Consider the following 19,673-nt stretch of genomic DNA (forward strand, 5'->3'; position numbering starts at 1 on the left):
CAAATGAAATATAAAATGACACAAGGCCGATTATTTATCGGTCTTAATCTTTTCTTTCTCCTTATCTCTTTTAAATCATTGGTATTTGCAAATAATGTTGACGATTGGGCTGGGCCATTAGAAAACGCTCATAAGCTTTTAGCGAAACAACAATATAGTGATGCATTAATTGCTTTTAAAGAGCAGGCTAATTTAGGCAATGGCCTCGCAGAATTTAATGTTGCCCTTATTTATGATTTAGGTTGGGGGATAAAACCCATTAGATCTACTGCTTGTCAATGGTATCGAAAAGCAGCCAAAAGTAATATGCCTGCTGCAATGCAAGCATTAGGCCATTGTTTTATCGAAGGGCAAGGCGTTAAACAGAACAAAAAACATGGTTATAAATGGTTTCTAAATGCATTTGAACATGGGATTGCGGACGGTGGCTGTCATGCTGGGACTTTATTACTGATAGGGGATGGTATCGAAGCAGACGTAGAAACCGGAAAAAATTTGTGTATTAAATCTGCACAGCAAGGTTCTATCTTTGCACAAAGCCAATTAGCTCATTGGTATTTTCATGGTCAATATTTCCCACAAGATTATCAACAATCTTTTACTTGGTTACAGGCTGCTGCTAGTGCTAAATCTCCTGATTCAGCGTATTTGTTGGCAACTTTCTATGATCAGGGGATTGGTATGAATGTAGATGAAAAGCAGGCGTTATATTGGTACGAAATAGCCGCGCTAGGGAAATATCAACAAGCTTATCTACCAACAGCGCTGCTGTATTGGAAGACGTTTACTGAAGCTGATAGCAACAACAAAGAGAAAGTTTTAGCTAAAAGTTATTTATGGGCAAAGACATTGTTAATATCTTCAAGTAGCAGTGCTGAAAAGGATATTGCTAAAAAATTATTAACCCATGTGCTGCAAGAAATACCGACTACTTGGCTTGAAAACTTAGATGAAAAAGTGGCAAACCACTTAGCAGTGCTTTAGCACTTTTAAAGTGATAAAAGAGGATGGTTAATGTCAAAAATTAAGAGAAATTTTATACTTTGGCTTCCTTTTTTGGTTATTTTTATGTTGAGTTATAACGTTTATAAGTCTTCAAGTACGACAGTTGTTGCGGTTAGTACTAACTTTATTGCAATGGTGGATAAAAATACACTAGCTGCAGATACCGCTTTTGCATTAGAGGGAGGTAATGTAAAAAAATTAGTCATTGAGCCATTTTTAGTTGGAAATTTAGTTGATAATTACAATTATAGTCAACTCGAAAAAATGGTTTATTCTGGCAATTTTGAATCACAATTATTAGCAATAAAATATTTACCCTTGCATAGTATATCGTCTATGCCTCTTTTGTTTTATTTGGTGAATGCGAATACAGATATTCAACTGAAAGAAGCTGCAATTCTTGCTTTATTAAGTCTCGATGAGGACGATATTGAAAACATTATTGCTTCACTATCAGTTCATCAAGAGTTAATGCCACTACTTTCAGGTTTAGGAATTGTTCATAAGCCAAGTTCAAACTATGTATCACCTTATCAAAATAGCCCTTTATTAACCGATAACCCTCAATATTATGATGTTTTTCAGCAGTTAAAATCTGCTAATGATGATGAACGAAGGCTGGGAGTTTATAGTGCTAAATTACTAGATCATGATAGCAGCAAAGAGGTTCTAACTGAGATTTTAAAGCATGATGGAGCTGAAATAATTAGGGGCGAAGTGTATTTAAGTGTAGTTGCGCGCTTTCCAGAAAATATTAAGCAATGGGCAGAATTAGCGTTGGAAGATGAGTCTTACATTATTAATTTTTACGGGCTGGAAATAATTGAGAATAACCTTGAACACATAAATAATTTTATTCCCCTGCTAGCGCGAATGATGTACTCCCGAAAACCTGCAGCAATAAAAGAAAAAGTAGCGAGCTTGCTGTTAGGTAATTATTTACTTATTGAGGATGAAGCTATTCATCAGCTAGTTAACCTTAGTACTGAATCATGAGTGTTTGATATTTTAATTAATCAATAGCTTAGTTAAAAACTAAGCTGAAAGTCATCTAAATAACCTAGAGTTTTGTCCTTACAGTATAAAGCTCAGGAAAGAAGCTGATATCTAGCGCCTTTTTAAGAAAATCTACGCCCGATGAACCGCCTGTGCCCATTTTGTTACCAATAATTCTCATCACGGTAGACATATGTTTGAAACGCCATTGCTGAATAGTATCTTCAATATCGACTAGTTTTTCTGCTAGCTCATAGTATTCAAAATATTGCTCTGGATTTTGGTAAATCGTTAGCCAAGCGTTAACTACTGAGTCATTACTTTGATACGGCAGAGTAACGTCTCGGTTGAGCGCGCCGGCATCGATATTTAAGCCTTTATTATGCAGTGCAGTAATTACTTCATCGTACAAGCTGGGTTGTTCAAGTATGGTTTTCAATTCGCTATGAACCGTAGGATTACTTTCATGAACTTTGAGTAATGAAGCATTTTTGTTACCTAGTAAGAACTCAATTTTGCGATAACCAAAGGATTGAAACCCCGATGAGTGACCCAGATCATCACGAAACTTAAGGTAGTCAACTGGCGTAAGTGTCGACAGAATATCCCAAGACTGGGTCAGTTGTCTGATGATTTGCTTCATGCGCGATATAACTTTAAAAGCGTTGCCAAAATCGCCGTCTTTAACATAACGCATAGCTGCGCTAAGTTCATGACCGGCAAGCTTTAACCATAGCTCACTGGCTTGATGTATGATGACAAACAGCATTTCATCGTGTTGATCACTTTGTAGATGCTGTGCCGATAATATTTTCTCAAGACATAAGTAATCGCCATAAGACATATCTTCTTTAAAGTCCGTGTGAATAGAGTCTTCTATTGCACGGTAATTTGTCTGGTGTGGGCAGCTCATGTGTTTTTTACCCCCAAATCTTGGTTGATGGTTAACTCGTGCAAATGCTGATAAATATCTTCGTCTTGCCAGCGCTCTGCTATGTTCGGTAGCGCCATGATTTCGCGCATAATGTCTTTTTGTATATCGCCTATGCGCAGTGCTTCGCTGTAGGGCGTATGTGGTGAGAATGTTACCATAGAGTATAAAGGCAGCCATAGTTTCGGGTAGCGTTGATGAAAATTAGCTTCAATTTTTTTACACAGTTGAAAATCAGCATTGCCTGATAAGTCACTCATTTCAATAAAGTTACGCTTAGCAAGTTCAATAATAGCATCACCATTAGGTTTACGTTGCAGCTGATATTGAGACAGTATTTCAGACCAGTCTTGGTGACTTTGCTTGTGATTTTCCTTATGAAGAGAAATCAGTTCGTTTAGCACTCGACAATCTTCAAAACCGCTATTCATGCCTTGACCGTAAAACGGCACCATGGCGTGTGCTGCATCACCTATCAAAGCTACATTGTTATTAACCACCCAAGGGTAAATATGCACTAACGACAAAGGTGAAGCTTTTCGTTTGATAAACTCATCAACAGGGTTGTCGATTAAAGCTAAAGCATCGCTAAAGTAAGTTTGAAAAAAATCGGCTACGTCATCACGTTTTTGCAAAGCATCAAAGGAGATTTCGCCCTCTTGATTCATAAACAATGTACAAGTGAAGCTACCGTCTGGGTTAGGTAAAGCGATTAACATAAAGTCTTTACGTGGCCAGATGTGCAGCGCTTCTTTTTCCAGCTGATGACTATGGTCAGCGCCCGCGGGAATATTGAGCTCGATATAGCTTTGCGGCATATATTCAAGGCTGTAGCTTATACGCTTGCGAGGAATTTCTTGCATTTTTCTGCGTACTTTGGAAAACGCGCCATCTGCACCAAAAAGTAGGTCGCTACTGTGTATTACTTGCCCTGCTTCGGTATTGAAGGTTAGCGTGGTGCTATCAAAATCAACGTCAGTAAGGTGGTGATTAAAGTGTAATGATGCACTTGGTTCTTGCTCGGCTAGTGAAACCAACTGTTCATTTATTTTAGAACGTGACACTGACCAAATTGCTTGGTTTTCTTTACCATAAGCTTGCCTAGTTAAGTTGCCTTCAAGGTCATGCATAACGCGGTGATACATAGGGATGGCTTCACGTTTTACTTCCTCAGCAATTCCTACGGCTTCAAGTGCTAACCAACCGCGGTCTGATAATGCGATGTTGATAGATTTACCTTGATAAATATCGCTGCGGCGCGAATCATCGCGTGACTCAAATAGGTCAACTTTATAGCCTTGTCTTGCCAACATAACCGTGAGCAGGGCGCCAACAGGGCCAGCTCCGGCAATAGTGATTGTTTTAGTTGATTGAGTCATGCTATCTCCATTGTGACAGTAAGCTATGTAGAGTGTTGCCAAACTGATAAACGTCTTCAAAACTATTATACAAAGGTGCTGGCGCTAGTCTGATGACATCGGGTGAACGAAAATCGCTAATAACACCGGCTTTAGTGAGCTGATCAAAGAAGCTTTTATCAGTACCAATAAGTTTTATAGACAGCTGAGCACCACGCTGCTCAGGATTGCTTGGCGTAATAATCTCTAATTTGATATCAGGAAATTGTTGCACAACATCGTTAAAGATAAACTCAAGGTAGCTAGTTAATTTAAGGCTTTTAGCACGCAAGTTATGAATGCCCGCTTCATCGAATATATCTAAAGAGGCTCTTAATATTGCCATGCCCATAACGGGGGCATTACTGAGTTGCCAACCTTCAGCGCCTTTCATTGGATCGAAAGTATTTTCCATTAAGAAACGACGCTCTTTGTTATGACCCCACCAGCCACCAAAACGGTTGATAGAGGTATCGTCACCATGGCGTTCGTGGACAAATAATCCCGCTACATTACCAGCACTTGAATTGATATACTTGTAGGTACACCAAGCGGCAAAGTCGACATTCCATTTATGCATTTCAAGTGGCACGTTACCGGCAGCATGTGCTAAATCAAAACCAGCAAGTGCACCGTGTTGATGGGCTGTCTTAGTCAGTTTTTCCATATCAAATAGCTGACCAGTAAAATAATTCATGCCGCCAAAAAATACTAAGGCTAATTCGTCGCTGTGCTCTTCAATTGCGGCAATAATGTCGTCTTCATGAATTAAGTATTCGCCGTCTCGTGGCGCAATTTCGATGATCGCTTCGTCAGGATTAAAGCCGTGGTGTCTCGCCTGAGTTTCCAGTAAATAGCGGTCTGAAGGAAACATTTTAGCTTCACTGATAATTTTAAAACGCTTGGCCGTTGGCTTATAAAAGGAAACAAAAAGTAAATGTAAGTTATTGGTGAGCGAGCCCATACAAACTACTTCAGATTCTTTTGCGCCCACTAAACGCGCTGAAGCAGGCGTGAGTAGTTCGTGATAACTAACCCAAGGGTTCTCCGCGATAAAATGTCCTTCCACGCCTAATTTTGCCCATTCGTCGAGCTCTTTATTAACATATTCACGTGCACTTTTAGGCTGTAATCCGAGCGAGTTACCAGTAAAGTAAAGAACTTGCTTACCGTCGATAACTGGATGATGAAATTGTTCTCGATAACCTGCCATCGGGTCTTGTGCATCTTGCTGCTGTGCATAAGCTAGTGTATTTTCGTGCTTCATAAGTTACTTCCCTAAACTTGAAATTGCTCTGATATCGGTCTTAAATCGAAAAAAGATTCGGCATTACTCGCCAGCAACTTTTGTTTGTCGTGATCAGATAATGTTGGTGCGGTTTTGATCAGTTGTCCCATTTGTTGTTCACCCAATGGGAAAGGGTAGTCAGTGCCAAACATGAGTCGGTTACAACCCATTTTTTTGACTAGTAATTCCAGCGAATCGTGGTCAAACACTGCGGTATCAAGGAAAAAACGGTTAAGGTAATGGCTCGGTGGATACTTAGACTTTCCACGCGCAATATCTCGATGATGCCAGGCGTTTTCTAAACGGCCGAGTAAAAATGCAAATGAACCACCACCATGCGCAAAGCATATTTTTAGTTTACTACTGACTCGGTCAAAACCGCCACCGAGTATCATAGAAACTATTGAAAGTTGGGTTTCGGCAGGCATGCCGACAGTCCAACCCATCATGTAATCTTTGGTGCGCTCACTGGCCATCATGTCCCAAGGGTGAACGAATATGGCAATATCTTCGTTGGCACAATGTTCAAGAAAGGCAAGAACCGTATCGTCGTCCATATTCTTCAAACCAACATGATTGCCGATTTGAATACCAACATGACCCGTTGCTTTAGCACGGGAGGCTTCTTTACATGAAGCGTTGAGGTCTTGTAATGGTACTTGTGCTAGTGAAAATAAACGTTGCGGGTTTATCTGACAAATTTCACGTGCGGCATCATTAAATAACTGTGCACAGTAAAGTGCTTGTTCGACAGGGCGTTCATAGCCGAATAATATTGGCGTTGCCGAAATAATTTGTTTTTCAACACCATCACGATCCATCTCTTCAAGACGTTTATTACCATCCCAACAAGCGGAGTATATCGGTCTAAATTCTTGTTCGCCGCACATCAACATAGCGCTGTCATCATTACTATCAGCACTATGACGTAACCATGGCCAGTCATCACCACCAAAGCGTTCAGTTAAACTCGGCCAGTCTTTAGGAAAAAAGTGCGAGTGAATATCAATTACGTTCATGATTTTTCCTCAGGTGAACTTTCCTCAGGTGATGTTACGCTAGACGATTTATCTTCAAGGCTAACCCAACCTTTCGGTGGTTCTTTACCTGGGTGTAGTTCGCCACATGAATCGCAAGTACGTGCTGCCATGTCTTGGTAAAACGCGTTATAAAGTGGTGGTAAATCGTTAACAATAGATTTTAGTTGTACTTCTACTCGGTGCACTAAGGCGTCACATTTAAAGCAATACCATTCGAAAGCATCTTTATCTCCGTCGGGACGCTTAGGTTCAATAACTAAACCTATACTGCCTGCCATTGGGCGTTGCGGTGAATGACGAACATGAGCCGGTAAGAAAAATATATCACCTTCGCGAATAAATACCTCGCGATGTTTGCCGTCTTCAATCACTTTAAGCACCATGTCGCCTTTAAGTTGATAGAAGAATTCTTCAACGGGATCATCATGAAAATCGGTACGTTGATTTGGACCACCAACTACCGTGACCATCAAGTCGGTATCTGTCCATATTTGCACATTACCTACGGGCGGTTTAAGTAGGTGCTTATGCTCTTCAATCCAACGTTGAAAATTAAATGCGGCCATTTTAGACATCAGATGCTTCCTTATTCTCTCTTTGTGACATTGCCGCTAGTGGCTTATAGGCGACAGCTTTACATTCGATTAATAAATGTGGATGTGGTAACTGATGTACGGCAACCGTGGTGCGGGTAGGCCCGTCAAAATCAAAAAATTCTGCATATACTTGGTTGTATTGGCGAAAGTCGTTCATATTGACTAAAAAGGTCGATATTTCAACCAAGTCGCTTAGGCTCGCATCCATCGAAGCAAGAATGTCAGCGATGTTTTGGATAACTGCACGGGTTTGACTGGCAATACATAAGTTTGTACTGCCCATTTCGTCGACTTCGACACCAGCAAAGCTGTTGTCTGGTAGGCGAGAGCTAGTACCTGATATATAAAGAAAGTCTCCAGCGCGTTTAACATGGGGGAACTTTCCTCTAGGAGTTGCTTTACCTCTGACCACTTTGCTCTGCTTTGAATTATTCATAATTTACTCATTTGTCATGTACTTGCTGGGTATTTACTCAGCAATTATTTATTCGCTAATGTGTACTCGTTAACGTGCTGCTAGCGAACTTTCTATTGATCAATATGGATACAAATATTGCTTGGCTCGCTATAAAACGCTAAGGAATGTTGACCGCCTTCACGACCAACACCCGAGAGTTTAGTGCCACCAAAAGGTGTTCTAAGATCACGTAAAAACCATGTGTTTACCCAAACCAAACCAACGTCAATTTGTGGTGCTACCCGATGTGCACGCGATAAGTTTTCTGTCCATAATGATGCTGCTAACCCATATGGAGTGTCGTTTACGCGTTTTATTACTTCGGCTTCATCGTCAAAGGGAGAAACGTGGCATACGGGACCAAATATTTCTTCTTGATTAATACGAGCATGATCGTCAAGGCCTGTTAGGATCGTGGGGTCGATATAACAACCGCTATCGCGCGCGTCACCAAATTTTGGCACTCCACCACCGTGCTCTACTATTGCTCCTTCTTCTCGAGCAAGTTGATAATAAGAAAGTACTTTTTGTTGATGTACTTTTGAGACTAATGGCCCCATAAAAACATCTTTATCGCTTGGGTAACCAATTTTTATTGCTGCTGCCTGCTGCTTGAGTTTGTTAACAAATTCACTAAACAATGATCTATGTACATAAACTTTTTCGGTACACAAGCAAACCTGCCCGCAATTGGTGAAGGTTGAACGTGCAACACCGGCAACGGCTTTATCGATATCGGCATCATTGAAAACAACGGCAGAATTTTTACCGCCTAATTCAAAAGAAATAGGTTTTACCGTTGCTGCTGCCGATGCCATAATTTTTTGTCCGGTTGCCGAGGCTCCTGTGAAGGTAATAGCGTCAATTTCTTTATGGCTGGTAATGGCGTCGCCTACTGCATGTCCTCGGCCTAGAACTAAGTTGAAAGCGCCTTTAGGTATACCAACTTCATCCATAACCTGTGCCAGTAAGAATGCCGTCGACGAGGTTTCTTCTGAAGGCTTAAAAATAACACTGTTGCCACAAGCCATTGCCGGAGCAATCTTCCAAGTAGCGAGTAATAAAGGCAGATTCCACGGAGAGATAATAGCAACAACACCCAGTGGTTTATTAACACTGTAGTTCAAGGCTTTTGTGCCTTGTGGCGTATCGGTAATAAAGCTTTCGCTGGCAGAGAATTTAACTAAGTCGGCAAAGAAACGAAAATTAGCCGTACCTCGTGGGATATCAATCGTTTGCACCTGAAATAATGACTTGCCGGTATCCGCCATCTCAGCATCAATAAATGCTTGCTCTCGTTCCCGCATAACGTCGGCAACTTTATTAAGTAATATACTGCGCTCGTTCACGGTGAGCTGTGCCCACTTACTGGCTTTGGCCGCAGCTACCGCTTCATCAATCATTTGATGATTTGCTTCAGATATTTTCGAAATAACGCTACCGTCAACAGGATTGATATTATCGAAGTAATGCTCACTATCGATAAATTTTCCGTTGATATATGACGCAAGCATAGATGGAGCAGTCATGATTTAACCCTATATCGTATGTTTGTTGCTAAAACCGCAAATGTATTCATTGGTAATCATAGTAGTTACCTTTAATAAATAACTATAATTTTATTAATTTGATTTTTACATTCAAAAGATGAATGTTTAATGTTTTAACTTGAGTACAAATAAAAAATGGGAATGGCTGAAAGGAGTGAGAGTTTTATTTTATTGTCATGAAAAATGATAAAACATACTTTTTCAATGGCTTACTTTCTAAGGCTAGATAAGTACGTATTTAACGTATGTTTTGGTGAGTATCAAGCTTAGATATATATTTTAATATTTTTTCTTAGATTATTTTAAATGGATGATTAGGATGAATTTTTAATTAGCTGGCCAGCAGATGATGATATTCTACACGGCATAATGCCATCGATATCATTTCAATAGTGCTTGCCTGATTCGTCACGTGTCAAATAGTAAAATAATTTGTATCATTTTCAACCTTGTTAATTCTATGTTACAAGAATATATTGATTAATCTTTGGTCACACCTCAGAACAATGGAAGTACAATTATATGATATTTAATAATAAAATGATAAAGCCAACACTGTCATTAATCGCATCAGCTATAGCTATGTCGACAATAACGGTATCCTCTAGCGCTTTTGCACAAGAAGGTGAAGCGACTGAGGAAATAGAAAAAATTAGCGTAATTGGTTCGCGACGTTTAGGGCGAAGTATTGAAGATAGCCCTGTACCAATCGATATTATCGATGCAGAATCAATTGCAAATACAGGCCTTACTGAAACTAATCAGATTTTAGGCACATTATTACCAAGTTTTAATTTTCCTCAGCCTTCGCTTACAGATGGTACCGATCATGTAAGGCCCGCGCAATTAAGAGGTTTAGCACCTGATCATACATTAGTGCTTATTAACGGAAAGCGCCGTCATAGCAGTGCGTTACTGAATCTAAATGGTTCTTCGGGTCGAGGCTCTTCTGCTGTAGATATGAACGCTATCCCTGCAAATGCCATAGAACGCATTGAAATATTACGTGATGGTGCTGCTGCTCAGTATGGGTCGGATGCTATTGCAGGGGTGATCAATATTGTGCTTAAAAAGGCAGATAGTGGTGGCTCAGCATCTGTAACTTATGGTGCCAACGTAACAACAATGGATGGTGTGCCAAGTCTGACTTCAACGAGTATAGATGGTGATGGTAATTTATTATTCACTGAAGGTGGCGACAGAGACGTTACTGATGGACAAACATTGACCTTAAGAGGTAACTCAGGCTTTGCTCTTGGAGAAGATGGTTTTGTCAATGTGTCAGTTGAGTTTCGCGAACGCAATGCGTCAAATCGTGCTGATTATGATAAAAGAGAAAACTATGCTCGAATTGATGACGGTAGCGAAAATGGTAGCCTAGACCCCCGTGAACTTGAAATTAGTAGGTATAATCATAACTTTGGCAACGGTGAAGTTGAAGACTTTGCATTGTTTGTAAATAGCGGCTATTTCCTTGATGAAGATACAGAGCTTTATGCATTCGGTTCTTATAGCGTAAGAGAAGGGGAAAGCGGTGGTTTTTATCGCCGTGCAAAAGACTCTCGTAATATATTAAGCATTTACCCAGATGGCTTTTTGCCGGTAATTACTTCAGATATTACAGACTATTCAATTGCTACAGGTTTACGTGGCTATATTAGCGATTTTAATTATGATGTATCGGCAGTTTACGGTAAAGATGAATTCAATTTTGGTGTTACTAATAGCCTAAACACATCAATGGGTTCTGCCAGTCAAACTGAGTTTGATGCCGGTACTTTAACGTATGATCAACTGACTTTGAATGCTGATTTTAGCAGAGAATTTGATGTTGATATGTTTGATAGTAGCTTAAATGTTGCTTTTGGTTTTGAATATAGAAACGAAGGATATCAAATTGAAGCTGGTGAAACAGCTTCATATGAACGAGGTACATTTGGTCGCGGTGGTGAGGTAACTGACTCTGTTAATGGTCCATTTGGAGCTTCAGGCTCACAAGTTTTTCCTGGTTTTACACCTTCATCTGCTGGCGATAATAGCCGACACAACGTTAGCGCCTATATTGATTTAGAAGCTGACATTACTGAAGTATGGAATTTAACGGTTGCGACTCGCTTTGAAGATTATTCTGACTTCGGTTCTACCATAAATAGTAAAATTGCGAACCGAGTGACATTAAGTGATGACTTTGCGTTACGTTTTTCTGCATCAACAGGTTTTAGAGCTCCTTCTTTACAGCAACAGCACTTTACTTCTATTTCTACCGTATTCGTCGATGGTTTACCAACAGAAACTGGCACTTTTTCGCCAAGTAGTGATGTAGCCAAAGCACTGGGCTCTCCTGGACTCGATGCTGAAGATTCAATAAGTATTGGCGGTGGCTTTACTTGGACACCAATGGCTGAGTTTAGCTTGTCAGTTGACTATTACCGCATTGATATTGATGATCGTATTGTTTTATCGAATAACCTATCCGGCCCTGAAGTTGAAGCACTATTAGCCGGTACTGACGCTAACAGAGCACGATTTTTCTTAAACGCCATTGATAGCACTACTAAAGGCGTCGACGTTGTTGCAACATACTCGATGGATATGGAAGAAATGGGTAACTTGCTACTTAATGCAGGTTTTAACTATAACAAGAACGAAGTAACTAACATCATTGATCCACCAGCTGTATTACAAGGTGCAGGGTTTGATCAAGGAAATTTATTCTCAGGTAATGAAATTCGCCGTTTTGAAGTGGGTTCTCCTAAAAGCAAATTAAACCTAAGTGCGGTATGGAATAATGAGCGCTGGAATACTACTTTGAGAACAACTCGTTATGGCGAAACACAAGATCCGTCAGAAAATCCTGAACGTAATGAAGTATTACCTGAAAAATGGGTGACTGATCTCGATGTTAGCTATGCAGTGACAGACAATATTAAATTTACTTTAGGCGCTAATAATTTGTTTGATGTTTACCCTGATGCAACACGAGATTTGGTTGATGACGTCACTACATTCTCTAGACTATTTTCTTATTCCGGTTTTTCTCCTTTCGGATTTACTGGGCGATATGTTTACGGAAAAGTCAGTATGACGTTTTAATTATAGTTAATTAAGTTTAGTGAAATTTATTTATGCTTGAATATAAAGGATGCCAGTTTTTATGCTGGCATTTTTTACTTAAAACTTAGCATTCGTTTGAAATTTTCTCTTCATTTAGTAACTCGTATATCTAAGTCATTAGAATATGAATCCTGTATTTTTAAATAGACGATTAAATTATTTTTTTATTGGAATATAGCTCAGAAATAAAAAGCCTATTTATGGTGTAAAAACAAGTTAGTCCGTGTTTGAACTTCGTTGTTTTAATTCTTGTGAGCCAAATGTTAAATTTATGTTATTAATATGGCGTTAGCACAATTTCATAAACCTCATTAACACTAATACTGGTGTTCTTAACAATTTTATACACACTTTCCTGACCGAATAAGGTTTACTATACTGAGTTTAAGAAATATAAAAGAAGGTATATCCATGAAGAAATCAATAGCCTATTTAATAGTTGCATCGGCATTGTGCCCTATTACTAGTGTACAAGCAGCTGATGTTGAAGTGAAATGGACAAATTCAGATAAATACTCTGATATTGATGCAGGCGAAGAACACCGAAAGCACTTTAAAGAAAGAACCTTTAAATCTTTTGAAAAACACTTTGCTAAGTTAGCAGCGAGACTACCTGAAAATCAAAAGCTAGCATTAGATATTACTAATATCGATCTGGCTGGTGATGTACGTCACGGTGGCATAAATCGTATTCGTGTGGTGAAAGATATTTATTTTCCTAGGATGAAATTTACTTATCAGCTGCTAAATGCTGACAACATAGTCGTTAAAAGTGAAGAGGTTTCGTTAAAAGATATGGGTTTCTTGATACACAATGGCCTTAAATATCGTAATCAATCCCTAGGTTATGAGAAAAAAATGCTTGATGATTGGTTTAAAAATGCCTTTTTAATGGATCAAGCGTTAACGGACAAATAATATGCTTATCTTATATAGTTTTGTTGCGTCATTTATCTACGACACCAACTGAAAATGACTATCGTGTTGCATAGTTGCATAAGTTATGTTAATTGTATGTTAATTGCGCGGAGTTTTGTGTCTGCTATATTAAAAGTCCAACTAATAGCTTTAATATGATAGGTATATTTACGTTAGCAAAATGGCAAAGGGACTTGATCCTTTTTAAATATTATTGTGTAACAAATAAATGGAAGGAAATGTTATGAAAATATTTACAACTTTTTTAATCGGTAGTGCGCTATTTTTAGGGCAACAATCAGTTGCATTTGCGGCAAGCTTGGAAGTCAAGTGGACTGAACCAGAAAATTATGCTGATATTGATGCTGGTGATAGACACCGAATGAATTTTAAAGAGAAAACTTTTAAATCTTTTGAAAAATATTTTAATAAACTTGCAAATCAATTGCCTGCAAATCAAAAGTTAATATTGGATATTACGAATGTTGATTTAGCTGGTGATGTTCGGTCTACAGGGACTGATCGTGCGCGGTTAGTAAAAGAAATATATTTCCCGCGTATGGAGTTTTCATATCAATTGCGAGATGCAAATAATAACCTCGTGAAAAGTGAAGATGTTTCATTAAAAGACATGCGATTTTTAACCAATAGTCGCTTTAGTAATGATCGAAATCACTTTTTGTCATATGAAAAAAATATGCTTGATGATTGGTTTAAAGATGCCTTCGCTGAATAGCCTGTTTATTTAAGCTATTAATCAGTAGAAATAAAAAAACGCAGCTTAGCTGCGTTTTTTATCTATGAAATTTAAATGATTAATTCTGTTCAAATTTACTTAATACATTAAACAATTGCTCAATTTTTTTAACTATCGTGATCAACGTTTGTTGATCAGATGTTTTTTGCCAAAAAACTAAATCATTTGCTACTTCTTCAACATAAGGTTGAAAAGTGTTAGCGGAACATTTAAATCCTGCATCAGCAGTAAATATTGCTGAAAATCCTGCTTGTTTAGCTTCACGCAATGTTGTTAAGGTGGCATCAGCTGCCAATGATTTCTTTAAAATTATCGAAATATTTTCGATTAATTGTTTGTGTACAGCTTCGCTCATAATTACTCATATTCGTTTGGTCTATTCAATAACGCTATTATGCCAAATTGATTGGTGTTTTGTTAGCCTCGCCAGCTATTTCTCTGACAAGTTTTGGCATTAAGTACCCAGGCAGGATCGCCATTAACTGCAAAATAATTTTTTTAGCTGTTTGTTCGTCAATATCGAAATGGGCAACGCCTTGTACTTTATCGAATAGGTGCAAGTAATAAGGTTGAATACCGCTATCAAATAATTGCTCGCTTAATTCTGCTAGTGTATTTGCATCGTCGTTGATGCCTTTTAATAACACACTTTGATTAAATAATGGAATCCTTGCCGCAATTAAAGGTTCAATTGCTTGAATAACGTCTTCATTAATTTCGTTGGCATGATTGATATGAAAAACGACAGTTGATTTAAGTCTAGTTTTTGCTAAAGCGCTGACCAACGCTGGCGTTATACGTTGCGGGATAACAATTGGCAAACGAGTATGAATGCGTAAACGTTTCACATGAGGGATTTGCTCAATTTCATTAATTAGCCACAGTAAATGCTCATCATTGGCCATTAATGGGTCGCCACCACTAAAAATAACTTCGTTGATTTCACTATGGTTTTGAATGTAGCTTAGTGCTTGTTGCCAGCGTACTTTATTTGGGCTGTTATCTGCATAAGGAAAGTGGCGACGAAAACAATAGCGGCAATTAATGGCGCAACCGGTTTTAACCATCATTAACACTCGGTGCTTATATTTGTGCAATAAGCCAGGAGCAACTGTGTCGTGTTCTTCTAATGGATCTTGGCTATATCCATCGGTGATAGTGAATTCCGAGTCAAGAGGCATAACTTGTTTGAGAATAGGGTCATTTATATCGCCTTTTTTCATTCTAGATAGCAATGGACGGGGCACTCTAACCGGAAATAATTTACGAGCACTGAAATGCTGTTGATACTCTTCTGGTGTAATTTTAAGCAATTCTAATAGTGTTTTTGGATCTGTAATAACATTTGCCAATTCTTTTTGCCAAGAAGTGTGCAATCTGTCGCTGATTTGGGTTATTATTTGCGGCATTTCTATATTCAATTTTTAACCTTTACGTGTACAACGTGAACGAGCGAGCATAATAATTATGGCTAATTTTAGCACTAACCAGTTCAAAGCTGGACTTAAATTAATGATTGATGGTGAACCTTGTAACATTATCGATAATGAAATCGTAAAGCCAGGTAAAGGACAAGCGTTTAACCGTATTAAAATTCGCAAGCTAATATCGGGTAAAGTATTAGAAAAAACGTATAAGTCAGGTGAAAGTCTTGAAGGCGCTGATGTAATGGAAGTTGAATTAGCTTACCTTTATGCTGATGGTGAATTCTTTCACTTTATGAATAACGAAACATTTGAACAAATCGCAGCAGAAAACAAAGCGGTAGGTGAGAATGAAAAATGGCTAAAAGAAGGTGACATCGTTACTATCACGTTATGGAATAACTCGCCAATCTCAGTGCAACCAGCTAACTTTGTTGAATTAGAAATCACAGATACTGATCCAGGTTTGAAAGGTGATACTGCAGGCACTGGTGGCAAACCAGCAACACTAGTAACAGGTGCTGTAATACGTGTACCACTATTTGTGCAAATAGGCGAAGTAGTTAAAATTGACACTCGCTCTGGTGAGTATGTATCACGCGCAGGTAAGTCTTAATGTTGACTAAAGTTTAGTATATAAAAAAGCCTGCATTTGCAGGCTTTTTTGTCTTCAATACAAGCTGTGCGCCATGTTTACTGAGATGTTAACGAGCGGCAATTATTAGCGCAAATACAGCTTATTTTAAATGCTCATTAAAATAATCAGTCATCATTGTTTTTAAATGTAACGTTGTTCCTTCACCTTCCCGAATGCCATGACTTCTGTTCGGATAAGACATAAAGTCAAACTGACGGTTATGTTTAATTAACTCGTTAATTAATCGCTCAGTGCCTTGGTAATGAACGTTATCATCACCTGTGCCATGAACTAATAACAACTTACCTTGTAAGTTCTTAGCATGAGTAATTGGTGAACCTTGCTTATAACTTTCTGCATAGTCAGTTAATAAACCAGAGTAGCGTTCTTGGTAAATACTGTCATATAAGCGTTGATCGGCTACTGGTGCTAGAGAAATGCCTACTTTATAAAGTTCAGGGTAACGAAATAGCATGTTCAATGTCATTGAGCCGCCACCAGAATGTCCCCAAATACCAACACGGTTTGAATCTATATATGACCAACGTTCAGTCATTGCTTTTAGTGCATCAGCTTGATCACGAGATGATAAAATTCCGACCGCACCATAAATAGATTTACGCCACTCTCTTCCTTTAGGTGCTGGTGTACCACGGTTATCAATAGAGGCAACAATGAAGCCTTGCTCAGTTAGCATTTGATCCCAAAAATATGCATTTCCACGCCATCTATCTTGTGCTGTTTGTCCTGCAGGTTCGCCGTATACATAGAAAATTATTGGATACTTTTTACTGGCATCAAAATCAGCAGGTCGCATGATGTAACCATCAAGTACTACGCCATCTTGTGCAGTTACTTGAAAAAACTCATGTTCAGGTTTTGCCAAAGCAGCCATTTTCTCATTTAGCTTTTTGTTCGCCATCAGCAAGTGTTTACTTTGGTGGCCTGATACTTTTATTAAACTTTTTTTTGTTGGTTTAGAAAAGCTTGAATGAGAGTGAATGGCCCACTGACCATCTGGCGACATTTGGTAGCGATTTGAACCTGAAAATTCTTCAGGTGTTACTCGTTGATTTGATAAGGTTCCATCTAGCTTACTGCGATATAAATAGCGCTGAGCAACGTCATCTGGCGAAGCAATAAAATATACCCAGCCATTCTTTTCATCAACGGCTTGTATATCGGTAATATCAAAAGCACCGTCTGTTAAGTTGACGATGTTAGTGCCATCACGAGAAATTTTGTAAATATGTCTCCAACCTGAACGCTCACTTTTCCAAATGAAATCATCACCATTCTCTAACCAACGAGCGTCATCATAAAAGTCTAGAAAGGTTTCTTCTTGCTCGGTCATTATTAGGTCAACTTTACCGCTATTAGGGTTAGTCAGATAAAGTTTGTTGGTGTCTTGCTTACGATTAACATGCTGAATTAGCACTTGCTCTGAATTACCAGACCAATTCATGCGAGGAATGTACATTTCGCGCGAGTTATTCGGTAACTTTGCCCAAACCGTTTTCTTGCTGTCGAGGTTTACAATACCTATTTTTGCCAATGCATTTTCTTCGCCAACTTTTGGGTAAGGGAACTTAGTTAAGGTTGGATAAAGTTCATCTGTGTTATTGATCATGATGAAGTCTTTGCTGCCTTGGGTATCTAATTGCCAATAAGCGATATTTTTGCCGTCAGGGCTCCAACGAAAGCCATCACGAATAGAAAACTCTTCTTCATATACCCAATCAAATAAGCCATTAATAATACCATTGCCGGCATCAGAGGTTAATTGGCTAATGTGGTTGTTGCTAAGCGTTTCTAGGTAAATATTATTATCAGTAACATAAGCTACTTTGCTGCCATCAGGTGAAAATTTAGCAAACATTAAGCTACTGGCTTTAACGTCTTTACCACCCAATTGTTGTAATTGATTAGTCGCTAGATTTAATATCCAGTAGTCGCCACGACTATTTGAGCGCCATACCTTTTTACTATTGGTGTAAAGCAAAACTTGTGCACGATCATCTGACCAAAGGTAATTGTCAATGGCGAGTGGCTTTTTTTCACCGTCAGGTGTTAATTGCTCCGCTGATATAAGTACGGTTCGCGCCAATGTATTGGGATCGTAGAAAACAATTTCTTTGCCAATACTTTGCTCTTTTCCGTCTTCGTCTTTTTTGGTTGTTGCTGACTTCTCAACAGCGGTATAGCCACTGCCATCAGCTAACCAACGAATGCGGCCAAGCCACTGAGAAGTAAACTCACCTTCTTGGTAAATACGTTCAAGGCTTAATGGATTTTTGCTTGTATTATTTCCAGTAGCAGATTTGTCAGCGGTACTTTGACAGGCAACAAGTGATACCGAGATGGCGGCGAATGCACACCAGCGAGTTAATTTGGCTGTAAACATAGTCGTTCCTTATTTTTCATTGCCCTAACTGTAAATTGTATACAATGACAAGGCAAATATGTTCATCGCAATTTTATGCTTGTTCGACATGAATTGGCTTATTTCGCAGAGTAATAAGTGGTGTGTATAATTTGCTTGATAACAATGACTATTTCTTATTGAAAACATTTAACTTGCCCCCACCTTAAAGGGACGCAAATATTTTGGGATCTGCTATGCAATCGGCATTAACAATATCAGGGTTAGAAAAAACTTATAAAGGTGGTTTTCAGGCACTCAAAGGTATTGACCTTACGGTGAATCAGGGTGACTTTTTTGCTTTACTTGGCCCTAATGGTGCCGGTAAGTCGACTACCATTGGCATTATCACTTCACTAGTAAATAAAACTGCAGGGAAAGTAGCTGTTTTTGGCCATGATATTGACCAAGAATTAGAAGCAGCTAAAAGCTTCATTGGTCTAGTGCCACAAGAGTTCAACTTTAATCAGTTTGAACCCTTAATGAAAATTCTAGTTAACCAAGCAGGCTATTACGGTGTTGAACGTTCAATAGCCGTTGAACGGGCAGAAAAGTATTTAAAACAGCTCGATTTATGGGACAAAAGAAACGACGCCGCACGTATGCTTTCCGGTGGCATGAAACGTCGTCTAATGATTGCTAGAGCGTTAATGCACGAACCTAAAATGTTAATACTTGATGAGCCAACGGCGGGTGTTGATATTGAACTTAGACGTTCAATGTGGGAATTCCTTCGTGAATTAAACCAGCAAGGCATCACCATTATTTTAACAACCCACTACCTTGAAGAAGCAGAAATGCTTTGTCGAAATATTGCTATTATCGACTCGGGTATTATTGTTGAAAATACCGATATGAAGTCTTTATTGGCTAAGTTAGACGTAGAAACCTTTGTGTTTGATTTAAAGCCTAACAGCAAGCCAGCACAATTGACTGGTTTTTGCTTTCGAGTTGTTGACGATCACACGTTAGAAGTTGATGTGAAAAAGTGTCAAACCATAAATCAAGTATTTACTGAGTTAACACAACAGAGTATTGAAGTGTTGAGTATGCGAAATAAAAGTAATCGACTAGAAGAGCTATTTGTTAGTTTAGTTGGTAGTGGACAAGAATTAGCAACCAGTGCGATAGAGGAGTAAGT

The 19,673-nt window shown here is 38.8% G+C and carries 17 protein-coding genes; 7 read left to right on the top strand and 10 right to left on the bottom strand.

Features of this window, described 5'->3' with window-relative positions; genetic code table 11:
• Nucleotides 1-3 precede the first annotated feature (3 nt).
• A complete protein-coding gene (locus B7C41_RS10025) occupies nt 4-984 on the top strand; it encodes a tetratricopeptide repeat protein (RefSeq protein WP_158089112.1) in 981 nt (326 codons plus the stop codon).
• A gap of 30 nt (nt 985-1,014) precedes the next feature.
• On the top strand, nt 1,015-2,001 hold the full coding sequence (locus tag B7C41_RS10030; protein ID WP_085298802.1) for a hypothetical protein: 987 nt from the start codon (nt 1,015-1,017) through the stop codon (nt 1,999-2,001).
• Between the two features lie 64 nt (nt 2,002-2,065).
• Here the strand turns inward: B7C41_RS10030 and kynA are convergent, their stop codons facing one another.
• The 7 genes from kynA to B7C41_RS10065 form a co-directional block, all read right to left on the bottom strand.
• Nucleotides 2,066-2,914, bottom strand: a complete 849-nt coding sequence (gene kynA, locus B7C41_RS10035; protein WP_085298803.1) for a tryptophan 2,3-dioxygenase — start codon at nt 2,912-2,914, stop codon at nt 2,066-2,068.
• Nucleotides 2,911-4,311, bottom strand: a complete 1,401-nt coding sequence (locus B7C41_RS10040; RefSeq protein ID WP_085298804.1) for an FAD-dependent oxidoreductase — start codon at nt 4,309-4,311, stop codon at nt 2,911-2,913. The genes kynA and B7C41_RS10040 overlap by 4 nt, the downstream gene beginning before the upstream one ends.
• 1 nt (nt 4,312) lies before the next feature.
• On the bottom strand, nt 4,313-5,596 hold the full coding sequence (kynU, locus tag B7C41_RS10045) for a kynureninase (RefSeq protein ID WP_085298805.1): 1,284 nt from the start codon (nt 5,594-5,596) through the stop codon (nt 4,313-4,315).
• A gap of 11 nt (nt 5,597-5,607) precedes the next feature.
• Nucleotides 5,608-6,636 carry an amidohydrolase family protein gene (locus tag B7C41_RS10050; protein WP_085298806.1) on the bottom strand — a complete coding sequence of 343 codons (1,029 nt, stop codon included), beginning with the start codon at nt 6,634-6,636 and terminating at the stop codon, nt 5,608-5,610.
• Nucleotides 6,633-7,232 (bottom strand): 3-hydroxyanthranilate 3,4-dioxygenase, encoded by a 600-nt coding sequence (locus B7C41_RS10055; protein WP_085298807.1) that lies wholly within the window; start codon nt 7,230-7,232, stop codon nt 6,633-6,635. The genes B7C41_RS10050 and B7C41_RS10055 overlap by 4 nt, the downstream gene beginning before the upstream one ends.
• The gene (locus B7C41_RS10060) at nt 7,225-7,689 is read right to left on the bottom strand and encodes a RidA family protein (RefSeq protein WP_085298808.1); all 465 of its coding nucleotides are present in this window, start codon (nt 7,687-7,689) and stop codon (nt 7,225-7,227) included. Before B7C41_RS10060 ends, B7C41_RS10055 begins: the two co-directional genes overlap by 8 nt.
• A gap of 92 nt (nt 7,690-7,781) precedes the next feature.
• The gene (locus tag B7C41_RS10065) at nt 7,782-9,239 is read right to left on the bottom strand and encodes a 2-hydroxymuconic semialdehyde dehydrogenase (RefSeq protein WP_085298809.1); all 1,458 of its coding nucleotides are present in this window, start codon (nt 9,237-9,239) and stop codon (nt 7,782-7,784) included.
• A 603-nt stretch (nt 9,240-9,842) separates the two neighbouring features.
• On the opposite strand from B7C41_RS10065, the gene B7C41_RS10070 reads away from it, so the two are divergent.
• From B7C41_RS10070 to B7C41_RS10080, 3 genes are all read left to right on the top strand, one after another.
• Complete coding sequence (locus B7C41_RS10070; protein ID WP_235839709.1) at nt 9,843-12,353, top strand: TonB-dependent receptor plug domain-containing protein; 2,511 nt, start codon at nt 9,843-9,845, stop codon at nt 12,351-12,353.
• A gap of 432 nt (nt 12,354-12,785) precedes the next feature.
• Entirely contained in the window at nt 12,786-13,292 is a 507-nt protein-coding gene (locus tag B7C41_RS10075) for a DUF3016 domain-containing protein (protein ID WP_085298811.1), read from the top strand.
• A 244-nt stretch (nt 13,293-13,536) separates the two neighbouring features.
• The gene (locus B7C41_RS10080; protein WP_085298812.1) at nt 13,537-14,028 is read left to right on the top strand and encodes a DUF3016 domain-containing protein; all 492 of its coding nucleotides are present in this window, start codon (nt 13,537-13,539) and stop codon (nt 14,026-14,028) included.
• Between the two features lie 79 nt (nt 14,029-14,107).
• On the opposite strand, the gene B7C41_RS10085 is transcribed toward B7C41_RS10080, so the two are convergent.
• Together B7C41_RS10085 and epmB are read right to left on the bottom strand one after the other, a co-directional pair.
• Nucleotides 14,108-14,404: a hypothetical protein gene (locus B7C41_RS10085; protein ID WP_085298813.1), complete on the bottom strand. Its 297-nt coding sequence runs from the start codon at nt 14,402-14,404 to the stop codon at nt 14,108-14,110.
• Nucleotides 14,405-14,441: 37 nt separating this feature from the next.
• Nucleotides 14,442-15,458: an EF-P beta-lysylation protein EpmB gene (gene epmB / locus B7C41_RS10090; protein WP_085299435.1), complete on the bottom strand. Its 1,017-nt coding sequence runs from the start codon at nt 15,456-15,458 to the stop codon at nt 14,442-14,444.
• A 58-nt stretch (nt 15,459-15,516) separates the two neighbouring features.
• Between epmB and efp the strand changes: the two genes are divergently transcribed.
• Entirely contained in the window at nt 15,517-16,089 is a 573-nt protein-coding gene (gene efp / locus B7C41_RS10095) for an elongation factor P (protein WP_085298814.1), read from the top strand.
• Nucleotides 16,090-16,210: 121 nt separating this feature from the next.
• Here efp and B7C41_RS10100 read toward each other — a convergent pair whose 3' ends face one another.
• Nucleotides 16,211-18,514, bottom strand: a complete 2,304-nt coding sequence (locus B7C41_RS10100) for a S9 family peptidase (RefSeq protein ID WP_085298815.1) — start codon at nt 18,512-18,514, stop codon at nt 16,211-16,213.
• A gap of 215 nt (nt 18,515-18,729) precedes the next feature.
• Between B7C41_RS10100 and B7C41_RS10105 the strand changes: the two genes are divergently transcribed.
• Nucleotides 18,730-19,671, top strand: coding sequence for an ABC transporter ATP-binding protein (locus B7C41_RS10105; protein ID WP_085298816.1), 942 nt, complete (start codon nt 18,730-18,732; stop codon nt 19,669-19,671).
• Nucleotides 19,672-19,673: the final 2 nt, after the last annotated feature.

Origin of the sequence: Cognaticolwellia mytili (assembly GCF_002104475.1) — a bacterium.
Classification (GTDB): domain Bacteria; phylum Pseudomonadota; class Gammaproteobacteria; order Enterobacterales; family Alteromonadaceae; genus Cognaticolwellia; species Cognaticolwellia mytili.